The organism is Bombella sp. ESL0385, from assembly GCF_009725755.1.
GTDB lineage: Bacteria > Pseudomonadota > Alphaproteobacteria > Acetobacterales > Acetobacteraceae > Bombella > Bombella pollinis.
Genome location: NZ_WNIJ01000003.1, coordinates 51,398 through 66,497, shown reverse-complemented (window position 1 = coordinate 66,497; position 15,100 = coordinate 51,398). Strand labels below are relative to the sequence as shown.

At 52.5% G+C, this 15,100-nt stretch carries 17 protein-coding genes and 2 tRNA genes; 11 read left to right on the top strand and 8 right to left on the bottom strand.

Annotated features, from left to right (window positions below; all coding sequences use genetic code 11):
* Window positions 1-22: 22 nt before the first annotated feature.
* Window positions 23-1,477: a SulP family inorganic anion transporter gene (locus tag GM557_RS07850; protein ID WP_155573810.1), complete on the bottom strand. Its 1,455-nt coding sequence runs from the start codon at window positions 1,475-1,477 to the stop codon at window positions 23-25.
* A gap of 213 nt (window positions 1,478-1,690) precedes the next feature.
* On the opposite strand from GM557_RS07850, the gene GM557_RS07845 reads away from it, so the two are divergent.
* Window positions 1,691-1,766 (top strand) — tRNA-His (locus GM557_RS07845).
* Window positions 1,767-1,817: 51 nt separating this feature from the next.
* Here GM557_RS07845 and GM557_RS07840 read toward each other — a convergent pair.
* Complete coding sequence (locus GM557_RS07840; protein WP_155573809.1) at window positions 1,818-3,434, bottom strand: hypothetical protein; 1,617 nt, start codon at window positions 3,432-3,434, stop codon at window positions 1,818-1,820.
* Between the two features lie 345 nt (window positions 3,435-3,779).
* Between GM557_RS07840 and rplM the strand changes: the two genes are divergently transcribed.
* The 3 genes from rplM (at window position 3,780) to GM557_RS07825 (ending at window position 6,044) form a co-directional block, all read left to right on the top strand.
* Window positions 3,780-4,253: a 50S ribosomal protein L13 gene (gene rplM, locus GM557_RS07835; RefSeq protein ID WP_155573808.1), complete on the top strand. Its 474-nt coding sequence runs from the start codon at window positions 3,780-3,782 to the stop codon at window positions 4,251-4,253.
* Between the two features lie 11 nt (window positions 4,254-4,264).
* Window positions 4,265-4,753 (top strand): 30S ribosomal protein S9, encoded by a 489-nt coding sequence (gene rpsI / locus GM557_RS07830; protein WP_155573807.1) that lies wholly within the window; start codon window positions 4,265-4,267, stop codon window positions 4,751-4,753.
* A gap of 205 nt (window positions 4,754-4,958) precedes the next feature.
* Window positions 4,959-6,044, top strand: a complete 1,086-nt coding sequence (locus GM557_RS07825) for a branched-chain amino acid aminotransferase (protein WP_155573806.1) — start codon at window positions 4,959-4,961, stop codon at window positions 6,042-6,044.
* 13 nt (window positions 6,045-6,057) lie between these two features.
* Here GM557_RS07825 and GM557_RS07820 read toward each other — a convergent pair whose 3' ends face one another.
* The 5 genes from GM557_RS07820 to GM557_RS07800 form a co-directional block, all read right to left on the bottom strand.
* Window positions 6,058-6,813 carry a tetratricopeptide repeat protein gene (locus GM557_RS07820; RefSeq protein WP_155573805.1) on the bottom strand — a complete coding sequence of 252 codons (756 nt, stop codon included), beginning with the start codon at window positions 6,811-6,813 and terminating at the stop codon, window positions 6,058-6,060.
* Window positions 6,814-6,891: 78 nt separating this feature from the next.
* Window positions 6,892-6,978 (bottom strand) — tRNA-Leu (locus tag GM557_RS07815).
* Window positions 6,979-6,991: 13 nt separating this feature from the next.
* Window positions 6,992-7,663 (bottom strand): M48 family metallopeptidase, encoded by a 672-nt coding sequence (locus GM557_RS07810; RefSeq protein WP_155573804.1) that lies wholly within the window; start codon window positions 7,661-7,663, stop codon window positions 6,992-6,994.
* A gap of 3 nt (window positions 7,664-7,666) precedes the next feature.
* Window positions 7,667-8,164 carry a YcgN family cysteine cluster protein gene (locus GM557_RS07805; RefSeq protein WP_155573803.1) on the bottom strand — a complete coding sequence of 166 codons (498 nt, stop codon included), beginning with the start codon at window positions 8,162-8,164 and terminating at the stop codon, window positions 7,667-7,669.
* 17 nt (window positions 8,165-8,181) lie between these two features.
* Window positions 8,182-9,186, bottom strand: a complete 1,005-nt coding sequence (locus tag GM557_RS07800) for an extracellular solute-binding protein (RefSeq protein WP_230880648.1) — start codon at window positions 9,184-9,186, stop codon at window positions 8,182-8,184.
* 326 nt (window positions 9,187-9,512) lie between these two features.
* Between GM557_RS07800 and GM557_RS07795 the strand changes: the two genes are divergently transcribed.
* The 4 genes from GM557_RS07795 to GM557_RS07780 all read left to right on the top strand — a co-directional run bounded on the left by GM557_RS07795 (window position 9,513) and on the right by GM557_RS07780 (window position 12,762).
* Window positions 9,513-9,956: a hypothetical protein gene (locus GM557_RS07795; protein WP_155573801.1), complete on the top strand. Its 444-nt coding sequence runs from the start codon at window positions 9,513-9,515 to the stop codon at window positions 9,954-9,956.
* A gap of 174 nt (window positions 9,957-10,130) precedes the next feature.
* On the top strand, window positions 10,131-10,325 hold the full coding sequence (locus tag GM557_RS07790) for a DUF1656 domain-containing protein (protein ID WP_155573850.1): 195 nt from the start codon (window positions 10,131-10,133) through the stop codon (window positions 10,323-10,325).
* 15 nt (window positions 10,326-10,340) lie between these two features.
* The gene (locus GM557_RS07785) at window positions 10,341-11,252 is read left to right on the top strand and encodes an HlyD family secretion protein (protein ID WP_155573800.1); all 912 of its coding nucleotides are present in this window, start codon (window positions 10,341-10,343) and stop codon (window positions 11,250-11,252) included.
* Window position 11,253: 1 nt separating this feature from the next.
* Complete coding sequence (locus GM557_RS07780; RefSeq protein WP_155573799.1) at window positions 11,254-12,762, top strand: efflux transporter outer membrane subunit; 1,509 nt, start codon at window positions 11,254-11,256, stop codon at window positions 12,760-12,762.
* On the opposite strand, the gene GM557_RS07775 is transcribed toward GM557_RS07780, so the two are convergent.
* Complete coding sequence (locus GM557_RS07775; RefSeq protein WP_155573798.1) at window positions 12,752-13,690, bottom strand: glycosyl transferase; 939 nt, start codon at window positions 13,688-13,690, stop codon at window positions 12,752-12,754. The genes GM557_RS07780 and GM557_RS07775 overlap by 11 nt on opposite strands.
* Window positions 13,691-13,793: 103 nt before the next feature.
* Here GM557_RS07775 and GM557_RS08860 point away from each other — a divergent pair, with 103 nt between their 5' ends.
* Genes GM557_RS08860 through GM557_RS07765 form a run of 3 tightly spaced genes read left to right on the top strand, consistent with a single transcriptional unit; the run spans window position 13,794 to window position 15,052 of the window.
* A complete protein-coding gene (locus GM557_RS08860) occupies window positions 13,794-13,952 on the top strand; it encodes a hypothetical protein (RefSeq protein ID WP_196424626.1) in 159 nt (52 codons plus the stop codon).
* Window positions 13,952-14,899, top strand: coding sequence for a DnaJ C-terminal domain-containing protein (locus GM557_RS07770; RefSeq protein WP_155573797.1), 948 nt, complete (start codon window positions 13,952-13,954; stop codon window positions 14,897-14,899). Before GM557_RS08860 ends, GM557_RS07770 begins: the two co-directional genes overlap by 1 nt.
* A 6-nt stretch (window positions 14,900-14,905) precedes the next feature.
* Window positions 14,906-15,052, top strand: a complete 147-nt coding sequence (locus tag GM557_RS07765) for a hypothetical protein (protein ID WP_155573796.1) — start codon at window positions 14,906-14,908, stop codon at window positions 15,050-15,052.
* The last annotated feature ends 48 nt before the right edge of the window (window positions 15,053-15,100 follow it).

Below are 15,100 nucleotides of genomic sequence, written 5' to 3'. Positions count from 1 at the left end.
TATGGCGTAAAGAGAGCTGCCTTCAGAGAGTGAAGGCATCCTCGTTAGATTGCTCGGTCAGGATGGCATGTTGGGCGTGATTTAACCCGCAGACAGTGACCTCCTTGCCGTGTTTACGGAACTTCTCGACAATCTTTTCCAAGGCTTGCACGGCGGTAATATCCCAAAAACGGGCATGGGAGAGGTCTAGCGTTACGCGGGGGGCGGAGGTTCCATAATCCATAAAGTCGGCCATGAGGTCAGCTGAGGCGAAGAAGATTTGCCCCTGTATCTGGTAGGTGAGGATGTTATGTTCCTCCATGGCATGGACATGAACAAGCCGTGCTGTATGCCAGGCAAAGAACAAGCCAGAGAGTAAAACACCGACCAACACACCAGCTGCGAGATTATGGGTCAGCACCACCACGATGACGGTGATAATCATCACAAGGCTGGTTAATTTGGGATGATGGAAAATATCCCTTAGGCTCCCCCATGCAAAGGTGCTGATGGAGACCATAATCATGATGGCCACCAAGGCTGCCACAGGTACACGCGCGACCCATGGATGCAGCACAACCATGAGGAGCAATAAGAAGGCCCCTGCGGTGAAGGTAGAAAGCCGGCCCCGTCCGCCATAGCGGAGATTACCCACTGTTTGGCCAATCATCCCACAACCGGCGATTCCACCAAACAACCCGACAAAAATATTGGAGATTCCAAGGCCGGTACATTCTTGTTGGGGTTTCCCATGCGTATCGGTGAGGTCATCTACCACGCTGGCCGTCATGAGGGATTCCAACAACCCCACGGCAGCCACAGCAAGAGCGTAAGGGAATGTGATGGATAATGTTTCCGCCGTGAGGGGGATATGCGGCAGTGTGAAATGCGGCAGGCCAGTCGGCAGGGGGCCGAGGTCCGCAATCGTGCGGACAGGCATAGGATGAATCACGGTGATGAGCGTGAGAATAACAATGCAAATTAGAGGTGAGGGAATGGCTTGGGAGAGGCGCGGCAGCAAGTAAATCACCGCTAGCCCAATGAGAATCAGCATATGAGTTTGCCACCCGACCCCCAGCATTTGAGGCACTTGGGCAGAGAAGATGAGAATCGCCAACGCATTGACAAAGCCCGTGCGGACTTCGCTGGAGACAAACCGCATGAGGGAATGAAGGCGCAGCATGCCAAAAAGGATTTGCAGTCCCCCCGCCATGAGGGTGGCGAGGAGCATGTAATCGACCCCATGAGCATGGACAAGTGGGGCTAAGACCAAGGCAACGGACCCCGCCCCGCCAGAAATCATCCCCGGTCTCCCCCCAAAAATAGCGATGGAGACGGAAATGACAAAGGAGGCAAAGAGCGAGACGGAAGGGGCGACCCCCGCAACATAAGAAAAAGCGATAACTTCGGGAATCAGCGCAAAAGTCCCCACCATCCCAGCGAGGAGTTCTTTAACGGGGCGTTGGGTCCATTGTTGGATGTAATGATTCATAGCCATAGATGCTGTACGTTGTTCCCTATTATTATAACGATATGCCAAGGATTCATGCGGTGATATGTCTCGCAACTATAAGCTGCTGGCTCGGGAGTGTGAAGCCCGCGCCCCCGTTTGGAAGGGGGGCTGTGTCATCTTGCAAAAAAAGATGACAAAAATCTTTGTAAGGGGCTGGACGCGGCAAGCAGGATTTAATAAATATCAGGTCGCTGTGTGGCGGATGTAGCTCAGTTGGTAGAGCGCCGGTTTGTGGTACCGGTGGTCGCGGGTTCAAGTCCCGTCATTCGCCCCAGCCTCTTTCCCTTACAAAATGATGATAGACGCCTCTGTAAGAGCTTAAGGCTTATTGCATCTCCTGCGTTGTGACGCTGAGGATATGTAGCCGGTCGAAGCGGGATTCATCAGTGGCATCGGTCGAGATATGGGCGAGGTCCTCCAAGGAGAGGGGGCCGGTTTTGATAGATAAAGTGCGTCCCTTCGGGCTGAGGAGAAAATCCAACACAGGGGCAAGAATGGGCCGTTGTAAGGCTAACGCGTTAAAGCGTGGGGCAATGGTTTTGTTCGCTTCTGCGGGCGGGGTATTCTCACCACTGCTTTCTCCCTCTGTAGGGGCAGGTGCAGCAGGTTGATGGGTGAAGAGTTTGTAATAAGAGAAGAAATCCGCCCCTTGGATAGAAAGCTCCGTGCTCAGGCACTGGCCTGTATGGAGGAATCGTGCTGCGTTATTATCGGTAAGATGGAGCGGGTTAATCTCTGGAAGGCTCAGCTCCATGGAGAGCAAGGTGGGACTATCGGTGCCAAAAGTGGTCCGTAATTGGAGGCTCTCACGCCATGATCCCATCTCAAGGCGTGAGTTCGCGTTAAGATGATACATAGCGGGCATGCTCACTGAGGGCGCGGTAAGCGATGACGGAGGGGCGAGTCGTGTTGTCAGCCCTTGTAAGTCGGCTTCCGTATGGAGGTTATTTTTCTCATTACGCCGTTCTCCTGTGAGATGAGCGAGATTGATCGTGCGGCGGTGGTCAGCTTGATTAACGATGAGCGACAGCCCTGCAACTTCAATTTTACCCGGTTTTTCCCATAGAGGGGCAGCAGGGTCTTGCCAAAAAACCTCTGCAGGGTCGCTATCGTGATGGGTGGGATGTTTCAGCCATTGAATATAGCCTTGCCGTGCTTCCAAATGTTGGAGAGCAAGATGAGCAGCAAGCGGAGCTTTTGCTTGCGGTGCTGATAAGCCTTGTGAGGGGAGGAGGATTTGCCGCAGAATAGCGGGAATTGCGCCATTTGGCTCGCTAGGGAAGCGGACATCCAGCGTAACATTATCCATTAATGTATGGACGCGGACCCCCTTACCATAACCCTCTACAATAAAATCCTCTGCTGAGAGGGCTTGTATCGTGAAGGGGCGTGGAGGTGTGGGGGTTTGTGGCGTTGTGGGGGGGAGGCTACTTACTTGCAAATGCGTAAGTTCCATATGCTCAAAGCGTAAGGAAGTAATATCTTCTGGCTCGAAGGACATAATCGCCACGAGGGAGTGCATACTATCGGCTTCATCATGGCCTTCATGCAATGTCTCGGCGGAGGAGGGGATGAGCAGATGATGGAAGTTAGCTTGTGTGACTGTGATGTGATGGGTGTGGTTTGTATAGCTTGGGGTTTCTAAGCGGAGGCTAGAGAGGCTTAATGTCCCGTTGGAGAGAAGTTTAGGATAGCCAAAACGGACCCGCTGCGCTTGGAAGGTTGTATCTTTATAATGGAAGGATACGTCATAAAGGGTGATTCCTCCCAATAGGAGGGCTGGGCGAACCTTACGGTAATGAAAGCTGGCCTCTGCGGGCAGAGCGGTACGAAAACGCTCTAACGCATGGGAAAGGCGTACGCCGGCCTCGCGATAGATGCCGAATCCTCCCATAATAATGACAAGGGAGGCCAGACATAGGGAGAGCCATAACCGTTTCATGCAGAAAAACCTTATCCGGGCACGCCATTAACAGGCCGTACAATAGCATTGGTAGGCTTATGGGCAAGCGGGGGGCAGGTAGGAGAGCGAGAAAAAGGGTAAAAGAGGGTCATTATTTTGCGGTAATATAATACCATACACTAAAAAACGGCTATTTTCTGCCCGTCTCTCGCATGGGGATGGAAAAGAAAAAGCTTGACCTTTTCGCTGCTGCTCGCGATAAGGCACCCATCTTAGAACTGTTCTTTGCATCTGGTGCCTTCATTTATAGGGGAGAGCCGTGCTGGGGCGGTCCTTTTTCTGGCACTATTATGGTGTGGTGCCTCAAACAGGAAATGATACGTCATGAAGACTACACTTTCGCTGAAACCCGCGGAGGTGACGAGAAAATGGATCCTGATCGATGCCGAAGGGCTGGTCTTGGGTCGTCTCGCCACCATCATTGCTAACCGCCTGCGTGGTAAGCATAAGCCGCAATACACACCGCATGTTGATTGCGGGGATGCGGTTGTCGTTATTAATGCAGAGAAGATTGCTCTGACAGGCAACAAGGTCGGCCAGAAGCTCTTTCACTATCATACCGGTCATCCCGGTGGGATTAAAGAGCGCAGCATCACTCAGCGTCTTGAAGGGAAAAACCCCGGTCAAGTCGTAGAGAAAGCTGTCGAACGGATGATTTCTCGTGGCCCGCTTCAGCGCGCACAGATGAAGCATCTCTATGTTTATGCGGGTACAGAGCATCCGCATGATGGGCAGAAGCCAGAGGTGCTGGATGTTGCATCCCTGAATCGTAAGAATATCCTGAAACGTCAGTCGTAAGGCCTGTCACTATGTCAGAAACTCAAGAGCGTACCGGCACATTGCAGGACCTCGCCAATGCGGCCCCTGCTGTTGCTAATGCAGCCCCCGTTTATGAAGTTAAGCGCGATAAGCAAGGCCGGTCTTACGCGACAGGCCGCCGTAAGGATGCCGTTGCCCGCGTATGGATTAAGCCTGGTAAGGGTGAGATTGTTGTTAATGGTCGCCCGGTGGCAACATATTTTGCCCGCCCCGTGCTGCGCATGCTCATCAATCAGCCTTTCTTGCTGACGGATCGTGATAATCAGTTTGATGTTTATTGCACTGTGAGCGGTGGTGGTCTGTCTGGGCAGGCTGGGGCTGTTCGTCATGGTATTTCCCGTGCTTTGACTCATTATGAGCCAGAGTTGCGTGGCGTGCTGAAGATGGCTGGCTTTCTGACGCGCGATAGCCGTGTTGTCGAGCGTAAGAAATACGGTAAGGCCAAGGCTCGCCGTTCCTTCCAGTTCTCCAAGCGTTAATTTCCTTCTTACGTGGAGGCTGGCTTGGGCCAGAGAAGAAACCCTCACCTCTTGCAGGTGGGGGTTTTTTTATAATGAGGCTTTTTTCGTCAGGCTGTTTTGAGATATAAAGTTTCAAGAAAATATCTTTAAAAGACATAGTATGTCTTATATCCTATTTTAAACGTTGGTTTTGAGTCGCGCTGGGAAGATTAGGAGAGGTTCCATGGTAGAGTTTACGGTTGAGCAAACAACAACACCGACATCAGCTGAGCAACGGGCCGCTTTAATGGCCGACCCCAAGTTCGGGCGTGTATTTACCGACCATATGGCGGTTATTCGCTATAAAGACGGGCAAGGGTGGTATGATGCCAAAATTATTCCCCGTCAGCCGCTGCAAATCGACCCGGCCTCTACCGTGCTGCATTATGGGCAAGAGATTTTTGAGGGGCTAAAAGCCTATCGTGGTAAAGATGGTGCGGTAAGCTTATTCCGCCCGGAGGCCAATGCAGCACGTTTTGTAGCCTCGGCACGCCGTCTTTCTATGGCGGAATTGCCTGAGGAGCTTTTCCTCGGGGCTATTAAGGCTTTGTTGAAAGTGGATCGGGATTGGGTTCCCGCGGAGGCAGAAAAGAGCCTCTATCTCCGCCCCTTTATGATTTCTAATGAGGTTTTCCTTGGCGTAAAGCGGGCTAATGAATATCTCTTCATCGTGCTGGCAAGCCCAGTGGGGGGCTATTTTAGCGGGAATGGGAGCATCCCTGTTTGGGTATCGGAGCATTATACACGCGCCGCTATAGGGGGTACGGGAGAGGCAAAATGTGGTGGTAATTACGCCTCTAGCTTGCTCCCTCAGCAAGAGGCAAGCGATAATGGCTGTAGCCAAGTGCTGTTCCTTGATGCGAAGGAACGCCGCTTTATTGATGAAATGGGCGGCATGAATGTTATGTTCGTGCGGAAAGATGGCAGCGTGGTGACCCCGCCATTAGGGGGCACGATTCTGCGCGGGATTACACGCGATAGTATCCTCAAGCTGGGCCGTCATATGGGCCTTACGATGGTGGAGGAGCCTTTGGCGATTGAGGATGTCTTTAAGGCTGCGGCCACAGGGGACATTACCGAAGCCTTTGCATGTGGCACGGCTGCCGTTATCTCCCCGATTGGAGAGTTCCGCCGTAAAGCGGGGTCTGTTGCCTTTGGGGATGGCAAGACGGCTGGGCCTGTTACGATGAAGTTGCGCAACGCTCTCTGCGGCTTGCAACGTGGTGAGGAGGCTGACCCATTCGGTTGGGTCCATCCGGTCGCCCTTTAATCTATTTGAGGCTCTAGCTCTTTTTGGCTAGAGCCTCTTTTAGCCTGCGTTGCAGGGTCGCCATGAGTTCTGGGTCTTGAGGCGCGTCAGGCTCGCTTAAATCCCGGTGCATGGCTTGGAGAATGTCAGGCGTGGCGTCTTTTACCGCTAGTCGCCAATAATGTAATGCCGCTTCTGGCTGGCCCATGCTGAGGAGGGCTGTGGCGTAATTATGTTGGCCACGATAATCGCCCCCTTCGGCAGAGAGGCGATACCAATCTAGCGCGGCGGCGGGGTTTGGCGGTGTCTCCCATCCTTCCTCAATAAAGCGGGCAAGGAGGTTCATAGATTTAGCATGACCGCGCAGAGCTGCACGGCGGAAGAAGATGAAGGCGGCTTTGCGGTCTGCCTCCACCCCTAAGCCGCGCATATGGCAAATGCCGAGATTATAAATCCCCCATAAATCCCCAGTTTGGGCAGCTCTCTCGTAATGGCGTACGGCTTCGGTGAGGTCTAAGGGGCAGCCCCACCCAAATTGAGAGCAACGGCCAAGCATATTATGGGCAGGTCCATAATTGGCCGAAGCTGCAACCATAAACCATTCACGGGCTCGTCCTTCATCGCGCGCAACATACCGGCTATTGAGCAAGGCTTTGCCGAGGAGGACTTGCTCTAACACATGGCCTTTGCATGCTTTACGATATATGCGGACTAACTCAGGAGAATAGTCGCTACGTGCTTCGGAAACAGTAACACGGCCAAAAAAGCGACGGATGCGTGCAAGCACCATGGTAAATCCTAATCCTCACACTTTCTCTAGCCGTAGGCCTGATAACGGGGAGGGCGTTAAGGGGGCTATACAGCCCCCTGGTGCGCGCTGCGGGACTTGAACCCGCACGTTCTAAGCGAACTCGAGATTTTAAGTCTCGTGCGTCTACCATTCCGCCAAGCGCGCTCTGGATGGTCCCCTATATCATAGCTAAAAGATTAGCACCATTCTGTGAAAGCCATTTTTCTGCTTTTTTACGTCCAATTTGTCCGTGCGGGGTGTAAGCATCCACTAAGGCCCAGAAATCTGGCCCATGATTAAAATGGGTGAGGTGGGCTAATTCATGCACAATCACATAATTATAAATATCCGGCGGGGCCATGATAAGCCGCCAGCTAAGCATGATGCGGCCTTGTTGTGTGCAGCTTCCCCATCGGCTTTTAACATCGCGTAAGCTGAGCTTTGTTGGGCGTGTCTTCATCCGCTGGCTATGATGTTGGAGAAGGGATGGGAAAAGAGCCTCCGCGCGGCGTTTAAGAAAAGAGCGTACATAACGAGGATGTTCATCAGATGGATGGCCAATATGGAGGCCCTGCTCTGTTAGGCGTGTACGGCCATCCATCGTAATGGTGGGGAGGAGAGGGATGATGCTGCCTTCTAGCCAGATATATCCTTGCTCTATGGCAGTGCGGGGGAGGCTCTCCATCGCTTGGGCAAGCCATTGTGATTGGCTTTGGAGAAATTGCATCCCCTGTTGGCGATTCACACCGGGGGGTAAGGTGATGACGATGGCACGTTTGCGGAGGTCTAAGCGCAAAATAATGCGGCGCGCCCGCGCAGAATGACGCCAAAGGAGTGGCGGCAATAACATGGATTATGAGCGTGTATGGCGGTTATGGCGTGCTAGGCAGGGTGGAGCATGTTCGGGCCACGCACCGGGCCAGTCGGCGATATGGTCTTCTAATAATCCGGCCTGTTTCTCATTCAGGCAGCGACCACTTGCGGAGGCTCCCGCTTTGATGACCGTCTCGCTCGTCCCGCTGCGGAGGGGATGCCAGTCTGGCAGATCATACCCATCATGGAGGAGGCGATAGGCGCAGCTTGGGGGGAGCCAATCTATCTCATCCAATAAAGCGGGGGTGAGGGAGATACAGTCAGGAACGCGCTTATGCCGGCGGTGATAATCTGTGCAACGGCATGTGGTTGTATCGAGTAAGCGGCATGAGACATCGGTCCAGATAATCTCATCAGTATCATCATCGCGTAGTTTATTGAGGCAGCAACGACCACAGCCATCACAGAGGGATTCCCATTGTTCTGGTGTCATATCCATAAGGGACGTTGTTTTCCAGAAAGGGGGATGGTTAGTCATGAGCAATACTATGTAGGTTAGGGGATGGGAGGAGAATGGGCGAGCCATCTATTAAAACGCTCACCTAAGAAGAGTGCATGTGATGCCCAGAAACTATCACTAATTTCAAGTGATTCGGGCGGTAAGGAGGCAGGAAGCTCGGCTGTACGAGGGGGGTCGGTGAGGAGTTTCTGCTTTGTTTCATTGCTTTTTTGGTAAGGTAAAGTGATGGGAATATCCCACATAGCAGGGCTATAGAGGATTGTTTTCATCTGGACACGATAAGGGGGTGCGGTCCCATGTTGAGATTGGCTGGAGAGGACGATTGTACAAGGGGCCACGCCCATGAGGACAGAATGTTGGGCAAGGATATGATGAGCTTGCGAGGTTGAACGCCACCATATGATGTAAGGGCGTAGCTGGTCTAGTTTATGGAAGGCGCGGTCTGCCCCTTGAGGGGTGGCAAGAACTTGGTAGAGGTGGGAGGGAGGTACGCTATCAGCGAGTAGGGCAATCTCTAAAAGTGGACGTGGCCCTTGGAAGAAGATGCGTTGACCAGGATAGCGCGCCACATCCCAAAGGTCAGCCCAATGGGGTGGGGTAGTTAAGCGTGAAGGGTCCCAGAAAATAACATCGCGGAAATACCCAGCAGGCTGCCCACACTGTCCTGTCGCTTGGAGTGGCTGTGCCCAACCGCGTGCGCAAATGATGGCCGATGTTGTACTATCAAGGAGGATAGCCTGCATTCTTTGGGGATAGGAGAGCGTGAGCTTTTTAATATCATCTAGGGCATAACTGTCACGCTCTAGGAAGTAAGGAAGGGTCTGCTCAGTTTTCTGCGTAATAATGGCTGTAAGGCTTTGCTCTGGTATAGCCCAATAAGACGGTGCTGCGCTTGGTAAAGAGGAAGCAGCCCAAGAGGAGGGGGAGAATAGAGCTATAGTGAAGATATAAGCAATGGTGGTCGTGCGCCGCCATAACGGCGTGGGTTTTAGAAAAGATGCAAAGAAGCACCATAATTGAGAAGAGAACATGACACGCATGATGATTGTGAAGACCATATATCGAAGAACAAAATGTTACAGCTGAGCTTAGGCTCGATGGGACGGTGTTAAGGCTTTTTAACGAAAAAGTCTTGCAATATGATTAAAAGCAAAAGGTTAAAATTGCTACTGTCATTTTTTTGCCTTCTTTCTGCCTTAGAATTAAACGCTATTTATGACGCGACATCGCGCCTTATGGGGGAGATTGTTCTTTTCCCCAATGCGGTGCTATAGTCGTACTCTACCCTATGCGGGCCGTGGATAGACTCATCTCGGTTATCCGGTTATGGCGTGTTTGGATTAAAAGAGGGGGCAGCAGTCACATTATGAGCGATTTACTGGAAATTGGGCAGGCGATTTTTTCTGCTCAAAGCAAGATTTTTCAAGAATGTGCAAAGCGGCACGGCTTACGGGTTGGGTTCCTTATTGTCGCGATTGTGTTTCTCACTTTTGCAGCGATTACCTTTCACGCTGTTTTATGGGCTTTGTTTTCGCAGCTTTGCCATCTTAGTGCGTTGCTATCTGCTGTATGTGTCTTGGGTGTGGACCTTGTCTTCTTCTTTATCTTCTTGTTGTTGGGGCTGCGTGCTGGTCGCCCGGGCCTTGCAGAAGCACGGGCGCGCAAGGAGCGGGAGGAGAAATGGAATGAGCTTAAACAAACATTTGCTCTTACAGCTCTGCTAGGTGTAGCGGGCGGGCCGGTAGGTCGGTTTGTAGGGGGGCAAGCGTGGCGGTTTGCACGCTCTATGTTCACGCGCCGGAAAAAGTGATTTTACGGGTCTTTCATTTTTATGAGAGGAAGGAAGCGGCTTTTTAATTAAGGCCGCACCTCTATGCAGAAGGCTAGCTCTCTTTAAAGAGAATGGCCTAGTGGGGAGTAACGTGAGTACAGCACCCATAATATCACCCAATAAGGCCCTTATGAGGGGAGGTAAGGGGATATGATGCTTTCGGAAGTAAGCTTGTGCGGTGTGTTTGTCTCCCCCATTTCTGTCTATGCTGTCGCTGCTGTGTTTGTCACATTAGTGCTACGGTATATATTGTGGCGTTTGGGAGCGTTAGGCTGGTTCTGGCATGTCGCTCTATTTGAGATCGGGCTTTATGTCTGTGTTCTCTGTCTGCTTGTTCTTTATGTGTGAAGTGGAGAGGGGAGTATGAACTGGTTTCGGCGTCTTATACGCCCAATTTTGACCTTGATTGTCATCGCGGCGGCTGTTGGGCTTGGTTATGTGGTATGGGACCTTTACGTCCTTGACCCGTGGACGCGCGATGGGCGTGTGCGTGTGTATGTTGTTACAGCTACGCCAGAGGTTTCAGGCACGGTTGTGTCTGTCCCCGTTGTGGATAACCAGTTTGTCCATCGTGGTGATCCGCTTTTTACCATCGACCCATTACGGTTTCGGCTAAGAATTGACGAAGCACGCTCTCGTCTTGCTGGCCTTACAGAAGATTATAAATTGAGCATGATGAACGCTCATCGCCGTATGGGACTCGGTGGCGTGGTCTCGCGAGAGGAGCAGGACGTTTTTAACTCCGAGATGGAAGTGCGCCGTGCCCGCGTAGAGGAGGCGCAATCCGCTCTCGATACCGCTTTGCTGAATCTCCAACGTTCCACTGTTTATGCAGCTGTTGATGGCTATGTGACGAATCTTAATTTACGGGTCGGGGATTATGTCACTGCGGGCCAGCCGCGTATGGCCGTGATTGATGCTCATAGCTATTGGGTTTACGGCTATTTTGAAGAAACAAAGATGCACGGCGTGCATGTAGGGGATGTCGCGCGGATTAAGCTTATGGGGTACCGCCATATCCTCAAGGGGCATGTTGTTAGTATTGGTCGTGGTATTAACGATACAAATGGCGTGTCTGATAAGCTTGGCCTACCGGATGTGAACCCAATCTTTACATGGGTGCGACTTGCTCAGCGCATCCCTGTGCGTATTGAACTTGATGAAGTTCCCCCCGAGGTTATTCTCTCGGCTGGTATGACGGCCACCGTTGCGGTGGGGAAAGAGAAGGCCGGTGGACGGGGTTTACTTACAACATGGTTGCAGGATCACCTTTGAGATGAAACCGCGTTTTCTCCCCCTCCTTGTAAGTAGCTGTCTTTTTCTGACCTCTTGCATGGTAGGGCCGGAATATAAACCGGAGAAAATGAAGGTACCGGACCATTTCTCTAGCCAGCCTCACCCTGCCACAAAAGAGGAAATCGCCGAGACAGAGGCAAATTTGCGGGATTGGTGGGCACAGTTCCGGGACCCGGTGTTAAATCGCTTGGTGGAAGAAACACTTAAAGGTAATTACGACCTCCAAATTGCCACTCAACATATTTTGGCGGAGCAATCCATTCGCCGCCAAGCGCAGGCGAATTGGTATCCACAGCTTGATGCTAATGCGGGTGGGGGTGATAATCGCTACTCTATTAATGTTGATAACTGGCCATTACGTCCGGGTAACCCTAACAACCACCCTAATGCCTCTGTTCTGACCTATGGCGCGCGTGCGAGTTGGGAGATTGATATTTTTGGTCATATCGCTCGGCAGGTGCAAGAGCGTAAAAGATTAGTTGAAGTCAGCATCGAGGAACGCCGCGGCCTTTTGCTCTCTCTCCTTAGCCAGCTTGTGACAGATTATATCGAGCTACGCACCGTTCAGACGCAAATCACCGTGACAGAGCAATCCATCCGCACGGCGCGTGATAGTACGCATATGGTGGAGCGTCTTTATGCGAATGGGGTGAGCAACTCGCTGGCTATTGCGCAATCCCGAACAGAAGAACATGCCGAATTAGCGCGTCTCCCCCCCCTCCATGCGCGGCAGGAGCAGTTGATTCATTCTATTAATGTGCTGATGGGGGAAATGCCCGGTAAAGAGCAGCCAGACCTAGAGGAACGGCAGCCTATCCCGACATTGCCGCCTTTCCCGGCGATGTTGCCGTCCACCGTGCTGACCAATCGGCCTGATATTCGCTCCGCAGAGCGGCGTTATGCTGCCAGTGTGTCCCGTATTGGGATTACAATTTCTAATCTGTATCCTAACTTCAGCATTCCGCTGACGTTTAACCCCAATGCCTCTGCGGCCTATCAGGCCTTTCAGATTGGTGGGATGAGCTGGAATGTCATGATGATGGCTTCTTTACCCGTCCTGCATGGGGGGAAATATAGCGCGCAAATCGCCCAAGCGCGGAGCGAGGCTGAGGCAAGCCGCTTACAATATCGGCAGACTGTTTTAAATGCTTTCCGCGAGGTGGAAGATAGTTTGGACGATTGGGAGCAGGATAATGAGCTTGTCCGCCAAGAGCGCGAATCCGCCACGCAAGCTGCATTAGCGTTATCACGCGCGCGTAAGCTTTATGGGGCGGGGCTGACAGGTTATTTGGATGTTCTTAACTCCCAACAAGCTTTTTTATCCCGCCGGACAGCCGCTGTAGCGGCAACGGGGAAGCGCATGGATGATGCTATCTCGCTCTATGTAGCTTTCGGGGCCGGTTGGCAGGGGCGTGAACTTGCAGGTACCACCTTGAAGGTGGAGGAACATAATGGGCAGAATATGTTCCTACGGGCCTTTACGCGTTAAGATTCCCGCTTTGCTCTTGCTGAATCTGTATGAAGGGGAAGCGTAGATTGAGGGCGTGAGAGGTGCCGTTTAGGTCTGGGATGGTCAATGTTACCTTGGGGTCTAGCCGCATGGCATCATATCCTGCGAGATGAACAATCCCCACCGGGTTATGAGGGAAGGTAACCTCGCAGAGCTGACTTGTTTGCGGGTGAAGCATCCATGGCCCGAGATAGTTACACCCTGTAGGCATAAAGGCGATGGGGTAGTTATCATGATAGCTGGTTAAGGCAAAAGCGAGTTGGCTGGAGCTAAATATCTTCCCATAGCGTAAGACACGTTCTTGCCAATAGCGTAAGCGCGGCCAGTGCGGTGCAGTGCGGGAGAGGGCAAAGACCCCGCCATTGAGGGTGGGGCGTACCCCAATGGCGCGGCATAAATGGCGGGGCAGGCGCGCTATACGGGCATTTTTATAAAGAATGGAGCGCAGCTGCGTGAGTGAAAAAGCAAGCCAGCGGAGCCGAAATAACGGCTTATGGAGGAAAAGCTCCGGGATGATGGCGAGGGGTTGCCCCTTTTGCTCTGCAGCGCGGAGGAGGAGGTCAATAGCGGAGCAATCCTGCACCCAACTATCGGCATCTAGCCATAATAGCGTGTCATAATCAGGGAAAAGCTGGTCAAGTGCCATTTTAGAGAGTTCAATGGCGAGATGAGGCCGTTTGCGGAGGGCGCGCGGGGAGACATGAGGAAAGTGACGCGGGGCGCGGTGGAGGATATGCTGTTGTTTAAGCCAGTGGATTTGCGTTCGCTTTAGCCCGCCGTCAATGCAGGCAATCTCTATCGTTGCGAGATGAGGGAAACGCCGTAAGGAGGCCACAAGCTCTTGGAGGAGCGGGAAATAGCGGTGGTCGCTCCCTGTAATAATGAGGCGGCGGGGTGGGGTGGTCATAAAGCAAGCCATAATGGGGGAAGGAAACGCATAGGTAATGTTTGTATCCTCTATTGACCTTATCTGACAAACACCCCACTTCTTTTAAGAGAGAGAGGTTTATATGGTTGAAGCATCGACAGAATCAGCAGCTGATTTTTTGCGTCCTCGTTTGCAATGCCTCATTAAAGAGGCCGAGACGGCAGGTTATGGGCGGGACCGCGTTTTGGCGGTGTTGATTGATTTGTTGGATGATACGAATCTGGAGGCGACAGGGCAATAATGGCAACCGACCCTTACAAGGTTCTTGGCGTAAGCAATACCGCCACCGATAAAGAGATTCGGAGTGCGTATCGCCGTTTAGTTAAGCAATATCACCCTGACCGTAACCCCGGTGATATTAAGGCGGAAGAACGGTTTAAGGAAATTGGTAAAGCTTACGAAGTCCTAGGGGATGAGGAAAAGCGCGGACAGTTTGACCGTGGCGAGATTGATGCGGACGGCCAGCCGCGTGGTCCTTTTGGGGGTGGTTTTGGTGGGGCAGGTGCTGGCCCCGGTGGTGGCTTTGGTGGTTTTGGTGGGGGCTTCCAAGGGGGGAGTTTCACCGCGGAAGATTTAGGCGATATTTTTGGCGGTGCCTTTGGTGGGGGTGGCTTCCGCTCTGCACGGCCGCGCCGTGGTGAGGACCTCCATGGCGAGTTGCGGATTAGTATGGAGGAATGTGCCTTAGGGACGCGCCGGGAGGTAAGTCTTGGCGGAGGGCGTGAGGTCTCAGTTGGCATCCCCGCCGGGATTGAGGACGGTAAGACTCTGCGTTTAAAAGGCAAAGGTGAGCCGGGGCAACCCGGTATGGATGGCCGCCCCGGCCCTGCGGGGGATGTGTTGTTAAAGGTCCATGTCGCAGAGGACCCCTATTATAAACGTGAGGGGCGGGACCTCCGCGTTGTGCAGGATATTGACTTAGCAACCGCTATATTGGGGGGGAAGATTCATGTGCGGACCCCTGCCGGGACCGTGGCGTTGAAGGTAAAGCCACATTCCGATAGCGGGACAATCCTTAGGTTAAGCGGGCGTGGCATCGCTGAGACTAAGACCCATCCGGCTGGTAATTTGCTGGTGAGCTTACGCATTGTTCTTGGGACAATCTCCCCAGAGCTTGAAGCCCTTATACGGCGAGAAGCTGAGGAGAAAGAGGCGCAAGAAGCCGAGACGGAAGCAAATAAAGGATAAGTGGCCATGTTGTGGGGCATGTCTTTTTGGCAACGTGTTCGGCAATCGAACCTGCTTGGCCTTTTGGTTGCGGTGGTTTTTGTGGTGGGGCTGTGCCTGCTAGGTCTGGCAGGGGTTGCGCTGGTGGATGGGTTTCACCTCGCTGGTGGTTGATTTTTGCGTAAAGGGATGAATAGTAGTTTCTCCCTCGTAATGGAGTAA